General features: G+C 36.8%; 7 protein-coding genes and 1 tRNA gene. 6 read left to right on the top strand and 2 right to left on the bottom strand.

What is annotated here, in order from left to right; all coding sequences use genetic code 11:
* Window positions 1–60 precede the first annotated feature (60 nt).
* On the top strand, window positions 61–1,218 hold the full coding sequence (locus QZ265_RS05385) for a hypothetical protein (RefSeq protein WP_296404142.1): 1,158 nt from the start codon (window positions 61–63) through the stop codon (window positions 1,216–1,218).
* A 965-nt stretch (window positions 1,219–2,183) separates the two neighbouring features.
* Here the strand turns inward: QZ265_RS05385 and QZ265_RS05390 are convergent.
* Window positions 2,184–2,259 (bottom strand) — tRNA-Arg (locus QZ265_RS05390).
* 434 nt (window positions 2,260–2,693) lie between these two features.
* Here QZ265_RS05390 and QZ265_RS05395 point away from each other — a divergent pair.
* From QZ265_RS05395 to recD, 5 genes are all read left to right on the top strand, one after another.
* Window positions 2,694–3,017, top strand: coding sequence for a DUF485 domain-containing protein (locus tag QZ265_RS05395; RefSeq protein WP_296404144.1), 324 nt, complete (start codon window positions 2,694–2,696; stop codon window positions 3,015–3,017).
* Window positions 3,018–3,157: 140 nt separating this feature from the next.
* The gene (locus tag QZ265_RS05400; RefSeq protein WP_296404146.1) at window positions 3,158–4,876 is read left to right on the top strand and encodes a cation acetate symporter; all 1,719 of its coding nucleotides are present in this window, start codon (window positions 3,158–3,160) and stop codon (window positions 4,874–4,876) included.
* Window positions 4,877–5,148: 272 nt separating this feature from the next.
* Complete coding sequence (locus QZ265_RS05405; protein WP_296404148.1) at window positions 5,149–9,741, top strand: exodeoxyribonuclease V subunit gamma; 4,593 nt, start codon at window positions 5,149–5,151, stop codon at window positions 9,739–9,741.
* Entirely contained in the window at window positions 9,738–14,267 is a 4,530-nt protein-coding gene (locus QZ265_RS05410; RefSeq protein ID WP_296404151.1) for a UvrD-helicase domain-containing protein, read from the top strand. Before QZ265_RS05405 ends, QZ265_RS05410 begins: the two co-directional genes overlap by 4 nt.
* An 85-nt stretch (window positions 14,268–14,352) precedes the next feature.
* Window positions 14,353–16,707 carry an exodeoxyribonuclease V subunit alpha gene (gene recD, locus QZ265_RS05415; RefSeq protein ID WP_296404153.1) on the top strand — a complete coding sequence of 785 codons (2,355 nt, stop codon included), beginning with the start codon at window positions 14,353–14,355 and terminating at the stop codon, window positions 16,705–16,707.
* A 116-nt stretch (window positions 16,708–16,823) separates the two neighbouring features.
* Here recD and QZ265_RS05420 read toward each other — a convergent pair whose 3' ends face one another.
* Complete coding sequence (locus tag QZ265_RS05420; protein WP_296404155.1) at window positions 16,824–17,390, bottom strand: hypoxanthine-guanine phosphoribosyltransferase; 567 nt, start codon at window positions 17,388–17,390, stop codon at window positions 16,824–16,826.
* Window positions 17,391–17,480 lie beyond the last annotated feature (90 nt).

The raw sequence follows: 17,480 nt of genomic DNA on the forward strand, positions 1-17,480 counted from the left end.
TTTGCAAGATTGTAATATTCCAAATGATAAAAATCATATTTGGTGAATCAAGGAGAGATAATGAAAAATCTAGACACAGTTTTACCATGCGATAATAACCACGATAATTTATCAAAGCATATTAATGAATTAAATGCTATTGATTTAAAAAAAGTAAAAATTTCTGTTATTGCTAATCAAAATAGTGTTAACGACAGTGAAGCTGTTCGTTTTCAAATTCAGCTAAGTATGAATAATGAACTTGTTAAAATATCTAATGATATCTTGGCTACGGTTATGTACACAGCAACTTGTAAAAATGGAGACGAATACATTGGTACTAAAACATTTAAAATAGCTTCAGGTCTGTCTAAATTAGACTGCATAATTGAAGACCAAGAAATGATGCCGACGGAGTTGGACTATATCAATATTAAGCTTACATCCGCCGAATGCAATAATAATGAGAATATAACCATTGATAGTGAGAATGATAGTGTAGCCGTTAAGATTATAAGCTCACCATGCTACCTTAAAATTGAAGAAATGATTATAGATGAAATGAAGGGCTTGGTTGAATTTACTATCGTTTTATCTGATGCTGATTTAGATAAAAGCATAACAGTTGATTACATATTAGGCAAAGACACATCACCGGAAATAAGCGCATATATAATTGACACTGGTACTTTAATTTTTAATCCTGGAATTACTTCACATACCGTAACATTATGTTTTTCAGAAAAAGATTATAAACAATGTAATGGGGACTTTGACATTGTATTAACCAACGGCGTAAACGCTCATATTGAAGAATGTTCTGGTCATACTGATGCTATCAGTGATCAAAGTGGCGAAAATAATGTAGCTCTTGCTTCAATCAAAGGCAATTGCAAAGTTAGCCATGATGACCACGATGAAACCTGTAGCAGTTCCTTTACCATTGAAATAAGAGACAATAATGGAGATTTAACCATTGCTACAACAGATATAAATGTTGAAGTTCAATATTGGGGAACAATGTTAGATAAGACTGATTTTGTTGGTAAAACAAATTTAATATTCCCAGCCAATACCGCAGTTTTTGATTTCGATATAGCTAATTTAGATAATGTTATAGTAAGAAATTCTGAATCTGTGAATATTAAATTAATTGAAGTTTCCGGTGGAGGTTTTGATACTATTGATATTGATCAAAGTAGAGCTACTGAAGTTATGAATATAGCCAGTGTCAGTTGACAACCAGTAATTAATGACTAGATTAAATTATGATGTTTAATCTTGAATAGTTTTCATATTTAATTTGTACAATCAATTTAGTCAATTATTGTCGAGTTTCAAATTAATATTTACTAACCATTATAATCAATGAACCATATTTTAAAAATATGGTTTTTTTGTTTATGACAAGCCACAATAAGAGTGGGTTAATATGTTGCAAGAACGCATTTTTATGTTAGTTGCAATTTTTTAAGTTAGTTGCGATTTAATGTCACTCTTAAATAAGCTATCCAACCAATAGTAACATCCTGCACACAGTACCCCACTAATAGCAGTTATCATAACCAGCATAAGATTTAATAGTGTTGTACTCGAATCGAATAAAATTGGTGATAACCCGTAGACAAAGCCACTAACTAAGACAGTGATCATACCAAGCTTATCAAATGCTTTTAAAACTGTCAGGTAAATAAAAAACGGCATATAAACCAATAAATAATATACATAAAAGGTATATAGGTTATTTAAGAAGATTTTTACTTCTGCTTTAAAGGGTAAGTCGAGACTCTGCGTTAAACTATCAAACTACATATTTGTTGTGAAAGCTATGGTTATAAGAAGCGCACCTACTAAAGGCGGTACAAAAAATTTGACTAAAGCATAGAAGAAGGTTTTAAGCCGAATTGGTTTGGCTAGCAAGATGAGAGTTCCTTAATGTATTCTATAGTAGAAATGGCATTGGCTTATTTAACATAAATTTAGCCCATACAATGAAGAGAAACATTAAGACAGTATAAGGTATTTATTAAACATAATATTTAATATAATTAAACAACCTATTTAACAACCTATTTAACAACCTATTAAATAAGTTATTGAATAACATACTATGGTGCTAATAGAAAAAATGTATTTGAATTACAAATGATTTAAAGATAATAGGTAGATTGAGATTGTGCGAGGATGCTTTGAAAGTAAATGGTTGGTGCGCCTACAGGGACTCGAACCCCGATCGATCGCTTAGGAGGCAATTGCTCTGTCCTGTTGAGCTATAGGCACATAAAAAAATAATATTTATAAATAGCTAAAGTAAATTATGGCGTTAAACTTTAATCAATATTAATTTTGATCGATTTAAAAATTAATTTAACTCAAACTTGAATAAAGCTATCAAAATTTTTGATACGGGATTTTATCATATTATTGACAGCAGAGCATGATTATACCTTTATTATAGACACATTCAGGCATATCAATGCGAATTAAAAGCATAAACTAATACAGCAGAATTCTATGAATTTAAAACCATGAAAAATTTTGTATATTTTAAAATATATCACTAGACTTATTGGGGATTTATATACAATAATAGTTATATTAGAAAGGTGGAACTAAATGTATCGATTTAGTTATTAATCGACTTATGGTTCATGGCTTTTTTAATAATTAATGCATTCCTTTACCATTTGTCCAATTTTATATCAAGGAGCGATATGATGGATGATTCTCAAGTTCAGCGGATTTTGCAATATCCCGAATTCCAAAACATGGCAAGAAAAAAAGCTAGTATTAGTCGAACATTTTCAATTATTACTTTTGTTATATATTTTGGCTATATGCTACTTATCGGTTTTGACAAGTCTTTACTAGGTACTCCTATTTCAGCCGGCATGACCACGACAATTGGTGTATACGCCGGCTTTTTTGTGATTATTTTTGCAGTTGTGATTACAGGCATATACGTACGGATTGCTAATGGCAAATTTGATACGATGACCCATAAAGTAGTGGACGATATCGTAAGTGGCAGGGTTTAAGGATTAAACTAATAGCTTCTTTACTCAAAGCTTATTGAATAAATAGCTTCTTAAATGATTATTATGTCATAAACTCATACCATACAAGTTTTTAAAATTAGGTTTTTAAAATTATGCTGTGGCACCATGGAGGGTGTTGTATGTTAAAGGAAATTATTTCCAGAATTCATCTGGCTAAACTTATTCATTTTATCAATTTTTCGATACTCAGTACGCTGATTCACATGCCAGCGTATGCCGCGGGTACATTTGAAGGTGAAGTGCATAAACAGCCGATTAATATCTTAGCAATTATTATATTTTTGATATTTGTTTTAGCGACCTTAGGGATAACCTATTGGGCGTCTAAACAAAATAAAACCACAAGTGATTTTTATACGGCAGGAGGTGGCATATCAGGAACTAAAAATGGTATTGCTATCGCCGGCGACTATATGTCCGCTGTGACCTTTTTAGGCATCTCAAGTATGGTCTTCGTCAGTGGATATGATGGCTTAATATATGCTATTTCATTCCTTATTGGTTGGCCAATTGTACTATTCTTAATTGCTGAGCGTCTGCGAAATTTAGGTAAATTCACTTTTGCTGATGTGGTTTCTTATCGCTTCGCCCAAACCCCAGCGCGTATATTTGCTGCATCAGGAACTTTAGTGGTTGTGTCCTTATATTTGATTGCACAAATGGTGGGTGCTGGAAAATTAATCCAGTTACTGTTTGGGTTGGATTATAAATGGGCGGTTATGACAGTTGGTGTTTTAATGATGATTTATGTACTATTTGGTGGCATGTTGGCTACGACTTGGGTACAAATTATCAAAGCAATATTATTGATGTCTGGTGCTACATTTATGGCATTGATGGTAATGAATTCAGTTGACTTTAGCTTAGATAATTTATTTAGTTCTGCTGTCGCTGTACATAGTCAACATGCTGCAATTATGACACCAGGTAAGCTTGTGGCTAATCCCGTAGAGGCGATATCACTAGGGATAGGGTTATTATTTGGAACCGCTGGTCTGCCACATATTTTAATGCGATTTTTTACTGTGCCAGATGCTAAACAAGCGCGTAAATCTGTTTTTGTCGCAGCTAGCTGTATAGCTTATGTATTCGTACTTATATTTATAATCGGTATGGGCGCTATTGTGATATTGGCAAAACATCCTGAATACTTAACAACTGTTATTAAAGATGGGGTGAGCACCACTGAATTAGTTGGCGGAGCGAACATGGCCGCTATTCATTTAGCACATGCCGTAGGTGGTAACTTGTTTCTAGGCTTTATATCGGCAGTAGCGTTTGCCACAATCCTAGCTGTGGTCGCTGGCCTAACGTTATCAGGTGCTTCAGCGGTCAGTCACGATCTCTATGCAAGTGTGATCAAGAAAGGAAAAGCCAATCCTATCCAAGAAATGCGTGTATCGCGAATTACAGTTGTCGTATTGAGTGTGACAGCGATAGCTTTAGGACTGGTATTTGAAGAACAAAACTTGGCGTTCATCGCAAGCTTAGTATTCGCGGTAGCAGCTTCTGCTAATTTTCCAATATTGTTCTTATCTATGTTTTGGCGAGGTTTGACAACGCGTGGTGCAGTAATTGGTGGATTTACTGGATTAATAATTGCAGTAGTCCTTATCATTTGTGGTCCTGCAGTTTGGGTAGATGTACTGCATCATGAGGCGCCGCTATTTCCATTTAAGAATGTAGCATTATTTAGTATGCCGATGACTTTCATTGTAAGTTGGTTGGTATCAATAACCGATCATTCTGCGCGTGCGGCTATCGACCGAGCAGGCTTTGATGCTCAATATGTTCGATCTTTAACTGGAATTGGCGCCTCTGGCTCATCAAATCACTAGACGCTATCATTCTTAAATTTTTTCTTACTAACCAATCATTCTAAGTTTACGCTTTAGAATGATTTTTTTTGCGCTCAAATGTACGGTTTATTTCATTTATGATTTGATATGCCTTACTATAAAACTCTACAACAGTTAGCATGTAACTCTAAAAAATATATTCACGACACAATATGTCGTATATCCACCATGACTTGTTTTTTTAAATTTAGAATGCAGTATGATTATCGTAGTGGTCAGCAAAAAAAACTAACCAATATAAGAATACCGATATGTTCAAAATAATCCAATCCCACCGTACAGAAAAATTAGTAGATCAATTGTTGCTTGAATACCAATCTGTTCAACAATCTATATTTGAGCCTTTTGTCGTTATTGTACCATCTATGGTATTAGGAGATTGGCTTGACAAAACCATTGCCAGTCGTGCTGGTATTAGCACTCTCGTTATGACCAAATTCTGGGGCCAATATCAGTGGACATTAATGCAAGAGGTATTAACACGTCATAATGAATATTTGCTTAGCAAAAATCCAAATGAAGAGACCTTAAATGTACCTGAGGTAGCAGTATTGTCACCTACCGTTATGCAGTGGCGTATTTTTGGTTATTTGACGTATTATTTACCAGACATTATTAAAGACAAGGATCATCCACTCAATACCATTGTCGATTCTCTTATTGATCAACAAAGTGACCTACCAATTGATCAACAAACCGACAAACAAAATAAGACACAAGCTAACTCAGACGGATCACTAAATATTGCTTCAAATAACTCTCGTAACTTAAACAATTCGGACAAATCAAATGAGGATAAGGCGCAGTCAGCAAAATCGCAACAAGACGCAAGGTTATGGCAACTGGCTAGTGATTTAGCGCGGGTATTTAACCGCTATTTAACGCATAGGGAAGATTGGCTACAACTTTGGTCATCTAATAAAAAGCTAAATGTTGAACAGATGATCGCCGAAAAGGACGCCTTATCCTTGCGTTTTGACAAATATGCCCGAGGCACACCGGGTTGGCTAGTTGAACACTATATTGAACTAGAAGAAGCACAACGTTTTTTATGGTTCAATCTATTTGCTGATGTACATCAATACCGAATGTCGTTAGAAAAACAGTTTTGGGTTGCATTAAAAACCAATAGTGCTGGCGAGAAATATCAATTGCCTAAACAGTTGCGTATCTTTACTATTCAACAGTTACCACAAACAGAACTGGATTTCTTGCAGCAGTTATCCTTATACATGGACATTACTTTACTTCACTATAATCCCTCGAAGTTATTTTGGGCGGATATTGTTGATAAGTCATGGTTACAACGGCAACAAATTATTAATCCTGAAAGTGTGTTTTTAAGAGATTACGGTCATAGCTTGTTGTCGCGTCTCGGCAAACAGTCACGAGATACATTTGCTATGCTCGCTAATCTTTCGGGTAATGATCAATTCAAAAATGCGGTCGTTGAATGGATCGATGACTTTGAAGACGAATATGGAGATGAGTTTAATGAGAATGATGATTTTCAATTTGTGGATGACGATAATCAACAAGATTTAGCCAATGAACCTAGTTTGTTACATCGACTTCAAAATGATGTATTAATGTTAGATGAGCAAGGTACTCAGCAAGCAGCTGCTGTAACCGTCACTAAAGCCATTAGTAAACAGTTACAAGGGGAATCGGATAACGACGAACCAAAAGAATCGGAAACAAAGGGGGCGTGGTACGATGATGATGTTCTTGAAAGCAAACGTTTTGTTAAACATCGGGAATGGAGCTTTGGTCAAGACAACAGTTTAAGTATCCATTCATGCCATAGCCTACAACGACAGCTTGAAATACTGCGCATCATGATTGGGCGCTGGCTGAATGAACCCACCAAAATTGGTGAAAAAAAACGGCATATCTCTGACATTGTGGTGTTGCTGCCCGATGTTGAGCGTCACCATGCGCTCATAAGCTCAATCTTTGTTAGTGGAAAAGGTCAAGACGGGTTGACCTTGCCGGCTAAGGTCACAGGTGTGGTAGATGCTTCAATTCGTCACTTGTGGGAAGCGATTATTGGATTTTATAAACTTCTTGGTAGTGATAGTGCTAGATTTGCAGCAACTGAGGTCTTAGATTGGTTAATGTTGCCTCCATTACATGAAAGCTTCGGTCTGACTCATGAACAGATGAGTCGTGGTTGTGATTTACTCATTGAAGCAGGCTTTGTACGCGGTTTTGATGAGCTGCATTTACAGCAAACTTTGGATAATCAGGACTTTGATTATCGTTTTACATTTGCTCAGGCATTAGACCGTTTAACCTTGGGTCTGGTGATGCCAGAAGCCGAAATTACGGATTGTTTATACCCGATTGAAGAAAATCAGTGGCCGGAATCCGCTATACATGAAATGAGCCTGCCATTGCCGCAGGTAAGTCTGAATGATGCCCCTATTATCGAAGCTTTGTGTCGTATATTTAGCGGATTAGAAGAGCGTCGCGGCGATTATAAACTGAAATTTAAAGCGGAGGATTGGCTGTCTCAAATTGAGACAAATGTCATTCATCGTTACTTCTCTAATGTTGACCAAACTCGTAGTATGCGAGCTATTTATAACGCAATGAACGGCTTTAAATCAAGTTTACGTGCTAACCGCCATTATCTTCAATATTCAACGGATCAAGGCGCAAAATCCAAAGAGGTAGAAACCAGACTTTCGGGGGTAGAAAGGCTGCCTTTAAAGCTAAGTTTTATGCTAGATAGTATCGAGGACGAACTTGAAAGCCAGCAAGTAAGTGCGGAGCCGACAGGGGTAATAACTTTTGGTCGCTTTGGTGCATTAAGAAATGTTCCGTTTGATCTGGTGGTTATGCTCAATATGAACTTATCTGAGTTCCCTAATCGAGATCGAGACAATAGATATGATTTAATAAAAGCGACTAATGCACGACGTGGCGATAGAGTCAGTGAAGATGATGATAATGGAGCTTTTTTAGATGCGTTATTATGTGCCCGTAGTGCTTGCTGGATATTCTATAACGGTCAAAGTCTGACTGATACTCATGAACATTTACCGGCCAACCCAGTCAGTGAGCTTTTGCAGTTCTTGCAAGGGGAGGTACAGTGGCGAGTCAGTTCTCTACAGTCTTTATCAGAAGGCATAAATTCGACAGGCATAGATTCGACCACAGAAAATCTTAAACGATATCTGCCAAGGTTGGTCAAACAATGGTTGGTCACTGAGCATCCTGCGCTACCATTTCATAATAGTCTGTTTCAAGTGCAAGTTGAGCAAGAAGAAAAGTTTAATAATCAACAAACGGATAACGCCACACAGTCAGACATAATGGACGACATTGAAATTGATGAGCTCGATACTGTTTTACAGCAAGCCATGTTTCAAACCAAGCTTCAACAAAAAAAGCAATTTCCACCAGCTCCCTTATGGCAGGCGGTATTTGAGACTCTGAACAACCGCCATTCTATAACTGTATCCCAGCGGGTAACTTTGCCCACTGACAAAGAGTACAAAGCTATCGCTAAATTATTTGGTGAGAAATTTGGTCAACTGGGCGTTCTGGATAATCAACTTATTGCAACTTTAATGGCTATGCTTAATGTTAATAATGAACAAAGTCTATCGCAGAGCTTATTTGATATTGAAGAGATAGATATTGAAGCAGATCTTGCTTACAAAGTTCGTCATCCCGCTAACACATATTTGCGAAATCAAAAGGTATATGTATTACAAGGCGAAGAATCTATAGCTTCTCAAGAGCCATTATTTTTAGATCATTTATCGGCCTACAAAATTAAAGAAAACTTGATTCAAAATCTAAAAACAATGCAGGCTGAAGTCGGTAATGCCGATAGTGATATTGCCCAACAACAAGCGTTAAATCAAAAGGCATTGCAGTATCAAAATATCATGCCGGCAGGTGTGGCTCGAAAAACAACATTATCCAACGAAATTCATAATTTAGAGCTACAATGTCAGCTGTTTAAACAGCAGTTGATAAGTTATTGCTCTGATCAAGCGATTGAGCTTGAAGGCTTAAACCTTAATCTAAAAGAGTCCAGCAGTACGCTCGAGTTTTTAAGCTTGCTTTCACCCACATCTGAGTATCCTGTACGTATAGCATCAAAAACGGTTATCAGTCAGCTAATTGTACAAGACAATGACCCCCACATATATATCGAAAATTGGCTACAACTGCTTCCAAACGTTATCAAAATAAAGGGTTTAGTACCGTTACAGGCAAAGCAAGGTCAAACTAACTTGACTTCAGGTCTGTCGTATAATGAACAATCACCAAAGCAATGGCTTAATATTCTACCCAACTCTGCCAGTCCTAGGCATTTATTAAAATTCTGGTTGTCCCATTTGTATTGGCAAGTGGCAAGACAGACTACTGCAGAGCAAGTGGTTTTAAATGATGGCATGAGTATTTGGCATTTTAATAAAAGTAGCGCAAAGCTTGAGGCTTATAAACAATATACAACATTCAAATTAAACCCTATAAGTTATGAGCAGGCAGTTGCGGAACTAATAAAATGGGCTATTTTTGGCAAGTTGTCAGAAGTAATGCCTTTAACTTTATTGCCTGAGTATGCTTTATTGTATTTGCAGAAATGGCATCAAGCTGAAGAAAAAGAGCAGGGAACTTATTGGCCAAAACGATCAGATTTCTCAGAGTGGTTATCGCCTAATTATGGCAATGACGTGATTTTTGATACTTGTTCACAGCATGCTATATGGCAGTATTTACTATGCGATCAAGATGTCTTTAAGGCATTATCTATGTCATTAACCACTTTGTCTAAACCATTATATGATTCAATATTTAGCAACTTAGAGGGGTTAGCATGACATTGTCGACCAATATAGTGCCAGCGGTAGAAGTAGCATTACATGGCCAACATTTGATTGAAGCTTCAGCTGGGACTGGTAAAACTTGGACCCTCACTGGCATTGTATTACGTTTACTAATTGAAGGACGCCGATCGCCTGAGCAAATTATAGCAACCACGTTTACTCGTGCCGCTGCAGCTGAAATGAGACAGCGTATTCATGATCGTTTGGTAGATTTTTATCAACTAATCCAGTGGGTAGAGGGTTTAAGTGCGAATGAGGATAATAAACTATTTCTGTATCCAGATATTTTACAGATAGTGCCTGAGGATAAGACGGATAAAGTTACTTTAGACAATAAAAAAGAACCAGAAACTGAGTTGAATCAAGATTTAGCATATGAGTTAGAGCAAAAGAATGAAGACAAAGCCCAGTTTAAAGACAATGCCAAACACGATGATGAAAACAAAGAAAATGCGATAGACAGTGCCAAGTTAAATGCTAAAAAAAGCCGTGATGAATGGTTAGTTAATGAAGCAAGATTAGCTCGATTAGGTACGATAATGCAGGATCCTATTAACCTGCATTTGGTGAGCTATCTATTAGACCATACCACGACTTATTCATTAAATGAGGCCATAAAACGTACTGCCTTGGTATTAACCACTTTGGATAATTTATTCGTGGGTACGCTCGACAGTTTGGCGCAGAAGTGGTTGGCTGAATACAGCAGTGAAACTGGTCATCAACAAGGTATGTCAATTATTGAAGATGCCAGTATTCAACAAATCACTGATAGCATTATTCATGACAAGTTACGCCAGTTTCAAAGCAAGTTGTACCATGATCAGCCAAAGCTATATCAGTTAATGGAACAAAAAGGCAAACTAACATCCGTTGATGATCATAAGAAATACGTATCACGTTCTCTAAACTTTTTTTCAGCGCCCATTGATGAAATCCAAGTTGAAAATTCCTTTGATTTTGAATCTTATGAGCAACTTTTAGATAAGTTTACATCTATTGATTTGAGCGATATCAAGCCTTATCTAAATCCAGATTTTAGAAAATCACAGGGCTTTAATGGTCGTTCAAGTTTATTTACAAAATTTGACTCAATATTGGAAGTACATAAGCAAATTGCTGCGCATAAAATTTCTTTTAATAATTACTTAAGTGAAGACGCTGAAAAGTTGTTACAGTCTTTAAAGGATGCCAGATACCCTGATGAAGAGGGCAAGATTAAAAACTTCAATAAAAATAAAGAAAAACAGCATCAAGATTTTTATCGATTAAAAACCATTGACTGTCTTATGGCTGTCTTAGATATGTCTGAGGGATTAGATACTCATATTCTCTCAATATTGGCAAACTTAAACCGTGACATAGTATTAGCAGTACGAGAAATGCTACCCGTTATTTTGGAAGAACAAGGAGAAACTACTTTTAGCCTGCAAATGGTACGGTTAAATAAAGCTTTAACCGGAAGACAAGGTGTAAAGCTGGCACGTTATATACGTCATCATTATCCAGTGGCTTTAATTGATGAGTCGCAGGATATAAATGGTGAACAAGCCATTATGATAGAAAGTATTTATTTACCCAGCAAGCAAGTAAACTCAAACAATTCAGATAAACAACAAAAAACCAAACCTAAAAATGAGTTTTTATTATTGGTAGGTGACCCTAAGCAGGCAATTTACGGTTTTCGTGGTGGCGATGTGGCCAACTACAACCATATGAAAAGTCAGTTTCATAAAAATAATATCTGGACTCTGAATGTCAATAGGCGCTCTAACCGTAGCCTTATTGAATCGCTAAACCATTGGTTTGGTATGCCAAATACGGACTCAGTTAGCAATGATCTGTCTCAGCTAGGTGAAGGGATCTACTATCAGCATATCAAAGCGCACAATAGTAAAAGTGAATTGTCATGGTTTGATCAAGAGGCAGATCATGACAGTTCTTTGGTTAAAGAAGTGTTATCTACAAAGCCGGTTAGTTTAATTCATTTGCCTTATGACAATGAACTTGACTTTGATGAGCATGAGACCACAGCACGTCACATAGCTGCACTGTTGAACAGTGGCTATACTTTACAAGGTAGACCGATTAAGCCCAGTGATATAGGGGTATTGGCAAAAGCAAAAAAAGACTTAAAGCGTGTAGAGGATGAGCTGGTTAAGATAAATATACCCACTTTGACTACCAGTGATGTCAGTATATTTGAGACCGCAATGGCAAAAGATGTGGCAGCGCTCCTAAGTGCAATGTTATATCCCTATCGCCACGATATGATTAACAGGGTTTTGACCAGTCATTTATACGGTCTTAGTATTAAACAAGTCCAAGAAATGATGAGCGATCATGAGTCAGGTGTGTCTGATCATAAAAGTGGTGCTGATAGTAATTTAAATCAAATAAATTCTAATGAAAGTAAATCTAATGTGCCTGTAGGTAGTGCTGAACTAAGCATAGATAGCCCAGCGGACAATACTCGAAGAAGTTATCAAGACTTTATTAGTTATCTCAAAAAAGGGGCTCAGAATTGGCAAGACTATGGAGTTTTGTCAGCAATAAATTACTTGTTTGATAAGAGTCCTGTACAACCCAATGGCGTTTGGCAATCCTTGGCGTCTTTGCCAGACGGAGACCGTTACATTATGGACCTTCGCCATGTGACCGATGTACTGGCTCAGTATGGGGTAGGTATGGGAGAGCATGAATTACTGACTTGGTTTAGACAAAATATTGAAGCAGCGCCAAATAATGATTGGGCAAAACAGTACCCGTTACCGACTGATTCAGGGGTACAGTTAATGACCATTCATAAATCTAAAGGATTAGAATTTCCCATTGTCTATGTGCTAGGTATGGGTAAGGCCAGTAGACAGTCAGGCAATCGTGAGCAATATGGACTGTATCTATACAATGCACAACAAAAGCCTTCAAATCAAGTGCAGCCAAATTCAGAGGATCAATTGAATCATCCGAAACAGGCTTCTGGCAATCAACGAAGATTTTCACCGGTTAAAGGTTTAGGGACAAACGAGAGCTTTTATACGGATATAGAAACTCAAGAAGATTTTGATGAATTAAAAAGATTGGGTTATGTTGCCTTTACCCGAGCCAGTGAACAGCTTTATATAGTCTTACAGGACCCTAGTAACAAAGGACAAATAAATTTAAAACCAGTCTTTTATTGGTTTGATTCAAAAGAGGCAAAATTTGAGTTGCCAAACAGGCTTATTGATAACATAGGCATGGTTAGAGGAACTCATATAAACGCCTATTTTGAAGCCAATTTAATTAATGGCTCAACAAAGGGTTTTAAAACGGGTTCGAACGGATTCATTGGGCTAACTCAACAAGGTAATACCCCAAAACCTCAGCCTATTGAATACCAACCCTTTGACAAGGTAATGAAGGTTAGTTTCTTTTATGGTTGGTCAAAAACCAGTTTTACAGCGCTGGCACGTCAGTTAGATGAGTCTAGCCAAGCTCTTGCCGTGGTAGATGAGCGAATCGATGATGCTACTGATATCGATATCAGTACTATGGATTCAGATAGCTCTACTATAGTTAGTGATAGTACAAAGACCGACTTAATAGTTGATGCGATTAAACAGGCTGACGATATCCGATTCAGCTTTGTACGTGGCGCCAATGCAGGTACATTTTTGCATGAGATATTTGAAAAGATTGACTTTAACAATCATCAACATTGGTCTGGTGTCATAGATAGAGCTGTCAGTGGTTATCAGTTACCACTGATATATGCTAGCCCAGAGCAGCAGCTAAGAACTTTAGGTTTTACAAAATCGAATGATCAATCTGAAATCGATTCAGAACGGTTGAAAAAACTAAACATTGATACCCAAGGGCTACAACATCAGGCATTGAAGGACTGGATAGAGGAGGTGTTACAGACCCCGCTATTAGCTTCAGGACAGCGCTTGATAGACATAGCACCCAATAAGCGCTTTGCAGAAATGGGCTTTAATATGGGTCTATCCGAAAGCTTTAAACCTCAAGCCATTACTGAAGTATTCCGACATTATTTAGCCGAAGAGCCCGATAAACATGTTAATTTAAGTTCTCCAAGTGGTAAAAACTTGTACCGTTACTTGCGGGGTGAAATTGACTTGGTTTATGAGCATGCTGGCAAGTTTTATGTGGTCGATTATAAAAGTAATCATTTAGGAAATAGCCTAAGCAATTATAGTGAAAGTAATTTAAAACAAGCAATGAGCAAAGCTGGTTATTGGTTACAAGCTGCTATCTATCAAGTGGCTTTGCACCGATATTTGTCATTAAGAATCAAAGACTACATTGGAAATGAAGATAAATACTTGGGTTCGGTCGAATATGTATTTTTACGTGGTACATATAATTCTGACCAATCACAAACTGACAAAGTAGACGTGTTAAACACGTCTGGTGCATCAAACAGTGGTGGTGAAAGATATGGCTTAGTAATTTGGGATATTCCTATAGAATTTGTAAAAGCTTTAGATAAACTTTTTGGTAGGCCTATTTCTTAATCAACTCTTAATTTTAATAGTATTTAGTTTTATATCAAAGTGACTGCTTGAATTAACCGAAATAAATAGTGTAGGACATAAAAAAATGATCAATAAAAATAATACTTCTACTATAACTAGTCCTCAAGAAAGTTGGGCAAGTACCATAAGTGACTATATTATTAAGCGTCGTCAGCAGACTTATAAGGCTTTTGTTAAGCAAGATTCTAATCAAACCCAACAAGGTGCTATTACTAACACCGATGATCTAGAAGATTGGCTGTTCAAATCGTTATTAATTGCTTTGGTAAAGCAGTTAGAAGAAGGGCATACCGTATTAATATTCAAAGCTAGTGATCAAGAAGCACCCCTGCATGGGACGATTGCAAAATGTTCAGTATGTCTTTATCAATGGCAACGTAATTTGCTAGATATATTGGCTGGCCCGTTGTTTGACGTCATTGATAGTAAGGTCGTAAATAAAGAAGAAGAGGGTAGTGGTACCATGCTTAGTACTTCTATTTTTGAACTTTTAGATACTATATTGACGCATGGAACACAACTCTGGTTGCAGTCTAGCTTGTCAAGTAGTGACAAAGCGCAGTTAGTAGAACGTTTTCATCTGATTAAGCATAATTTTGAATTAATGCAGCATTTAAATTTAGAAAATGAAACTTTATTAAGTGCTGCAGATAGCCTAAAACGATATGGCGATAAACTATCGAGTCATCCCTTATTTACTTATCATAATTTTGAAAATAGCCTAAGCGATAGTAAATATAAATCTAATTCTAAAACTTCATATCCTAAAAATTCATATGCAAAACAAACGCCTCTAATTTTTCAAAGCCAACAGCAGCTCTCAGTAAACCATTCAGTAGTTGATTCAGTAAATGACTCAAATAAGTGTAACGAATATAGTTTGGTGTTTTGGCTGCATAGAACGTGGCAAGCAGAATACAATTTGGCTGAAAAAATTATTAATATACTAAATCAACCTATAACCGCTTTGCCTATAAAAACTCCAGACAATCTCAATGCTCAACAAATCCATGCAGTACAGATTGCGAATGAAAACGCTTTTAGCATAATTACGGGTGGCCCTGGAACCGGTAAAACCTATACCGTTGCTCAGTTAGTAATAGCTTTACAACAAGCGCAAAAGTCGCAAGAAGCCCAATCAGAGGGGCATCAGCCAATCAAATTTAGTACTGACAGTGCACGGCTAGCACTAGCTGCGCCAACAGGAAAAGCGGCACAGCGAATGCAAGAATCATTGCAAGCCGCATTAAATCATGCTGAAGTAGAGGTGCAGCTACAAGAAGCCAAAACTATTCATAGATTACTAGGCATTGGTCGAGACGGTCGTCCTAGATATCATGAAAAAAATCCATTAGGCGAAGACATTATTATTATTGATGAAGCCTCAATGTTAGGGGTAGAGCTAGCCAATCATTTAGTTAGTGCGGTAAAGCCTGGAGCGAGACTCATATTATTAGGGGATGCCAATCAGCTAGCAGCAGTCGATGCGGGGGCTGTACTTGCAGATTTGTGCCATATTCCTAAGTTGCAAAGTATCCATGCACAATTGACTGAAAGTCGACGTTTCGATTCTGAGTCAGGTATTGGTAAGTTAGCGTTTCAGATTAATAATAAAAATACTGATATTAAAAAAGTATGGCAGTTGTTGGGCCAAGATAAATCTCTAGGGTTTGTATCAGTTAATGCTTATGATACTCAATCACCAGCTGATATTAAAATACCAACGCAAGAAGTATCAGATAATGTTAAACAAAATAGCCTAAGCAATAAAAAACTACTATCAAAATTAACCTTACATTATTCAACTTACTTAAATAAAATACAAAATTTACTAGACTCAACAATCCCAAAATCTGTGCCACTTCAAATCTCATTAATCCTTTATGAGCTAATGGAAGAGTTTAACAAGTTTCGAGTCTTAACCGCTGGACATCATGGTGAATGGGGCGATGATAATATTAATGCGTATCTTACCAATTGGCATATTACCAGTCTAAAAATACCTTTAGGAAAAAGTCCTTGGTATCACGGTCGACCGGTAATGATAATGCAAAACAATTATGAACTAGGGCTGTTCAACGGTGATATTGGCATTTGCTTGATGACTGAAGATGAGAGTAGTCGTCTGGAGGTTTTCTTTGAAAATAAAAGTCAAGGTATTGCAGTAAATTTACTAAATGAAGCATTGGTATCTACTGCTTATGCTATGACTATTCATAAATCACAAGGCTCAGAGTTTGATCACGTGGCCATTACCTTCGATAGCAGTCACTCAAGACTACTAAGTAAAGAGCTTATATATACAGCAGTGACTCGGGCTAAAAAACAGGTGACCATTTATAGTACTAAAAAGGCATTTGATAAAGCAGTTTTGACACCCACTGAACGATACACAGGTCTTAGCCTGCAATTCTTATAATGTCTTTTCAATGATCCATAAAGAAGCACCTTTACTTAGAGCAAGGTGCTTTCTTTTAAATCTAAAAATTTACAAACATGAAAAACTTACCATCATTTTCTATATTTTTAATATTATTAAGGAAGTTTGTCTTCTTTAATTGCATAGATGCCTGGAAGGTGACGTAAATAACCATGAAAGTCCATGCCACAGCCATAAACATATCTGTCATCCACATCTAATCCAATAAAGTCGACATTAAAACCTTCAACTTTACGCTCATGTTTTTTATTAAGTAAAACACAGCAATCAACAGAGGCTGGGTTTTCTTTTTTTAAATCTGCAACTATAGCCTTCAGAGTAACACCTTCATCAAAAATATCATCGATCAGAAGAACGTGTTCACCTTCTATATTTACATCGGGTTTAAATTTCCACACCAGTTCATTAGTACCTTCATTCTCACGGTAGCGAGTAGCATGAATATAGTGCATACGATGATAGAATGTTAGGTGTGTTAATAGCTGACCTGCAGGAATTAAACCACCATTCATAACCACCATGACTATAGGGTTCAGACCTGCATAATGCAGATTTAATTGAGCCGCCAAACGCTCATAAGCAGCAGCTACTTCAATACTACTGATTAAGCATTCAGAATTACGTAGCGTTTTTTCGATTTCTTGATTGCTAATCTGAGTCATAGTCTGTTTTCACATAAAAGTAAAAGCAACTATTTTAACAGGATTAGCCAAATTCAGCCAACCCTGTTAACAAGTTTTATAGTAATTAAA

This window comes from Psychrobacter sp. (assembly GCF_018260395.1).
GTDB lineage: Bacteria > Pseudomonadota > Gammaproteobacteria > Pseudomonadales > Moraxellaceae > Psychrobacter.

What these genes read in the sequence shown, in the direction of transcription:
- QZ265_RS05405 (WP_296404148.1), top strand. Translation starts at nt 5,149, where the DNA reads ATGTTCAAAATAATCCAATCCCACCGTACAGAAAAATTAGTAGATCAA.
- QZ265_RS05395 (WP_296404144.1), top strand. Translation starts at nt 2,694, where the DNA reads ATGATGGATGATTCTCAAGTTCAGCGGATTTTGCAATATCCCGAATTC.
- recD (WP_296404153.1), top strand. Translation starts at nt 14,353, where the DNA reads ATGATCAATAAAAATAATACTTCTACTATAACTAGTCCTCAAGAAAGT.
- QZ265_RS05420 (WP_296404155.1), bottom strand. Translation starts at nt 17,390, where the DNA reads ATGACTCAGATTAGCAATCAAGAAATCGAAAAAACGCTACGTAATTCT.
- QZ265_RS05400 (WP_296404146.1), top strand. Translation starts at nt 3,158, where the DNA reads ATGTTAAAGGAAATTATTTCCAGAATTCATCTGGCTAAACTTATTCAT.
- QZ265_RS05385 (WP_296404142.1), top strand. Translation starts at nt 61, where the DNA reads ATGAAAAATCTAGACACAGTTTTACCATGCGATAATAACCACGATAAT.
- QZ265_RS05410 (WP_296404151.1), top strand. Translation starts at nt 9,738, where the DNA reads ATGACATTGTCGACCAATATAGTGCCAGCGGTAGAAGTAGCATTACAT.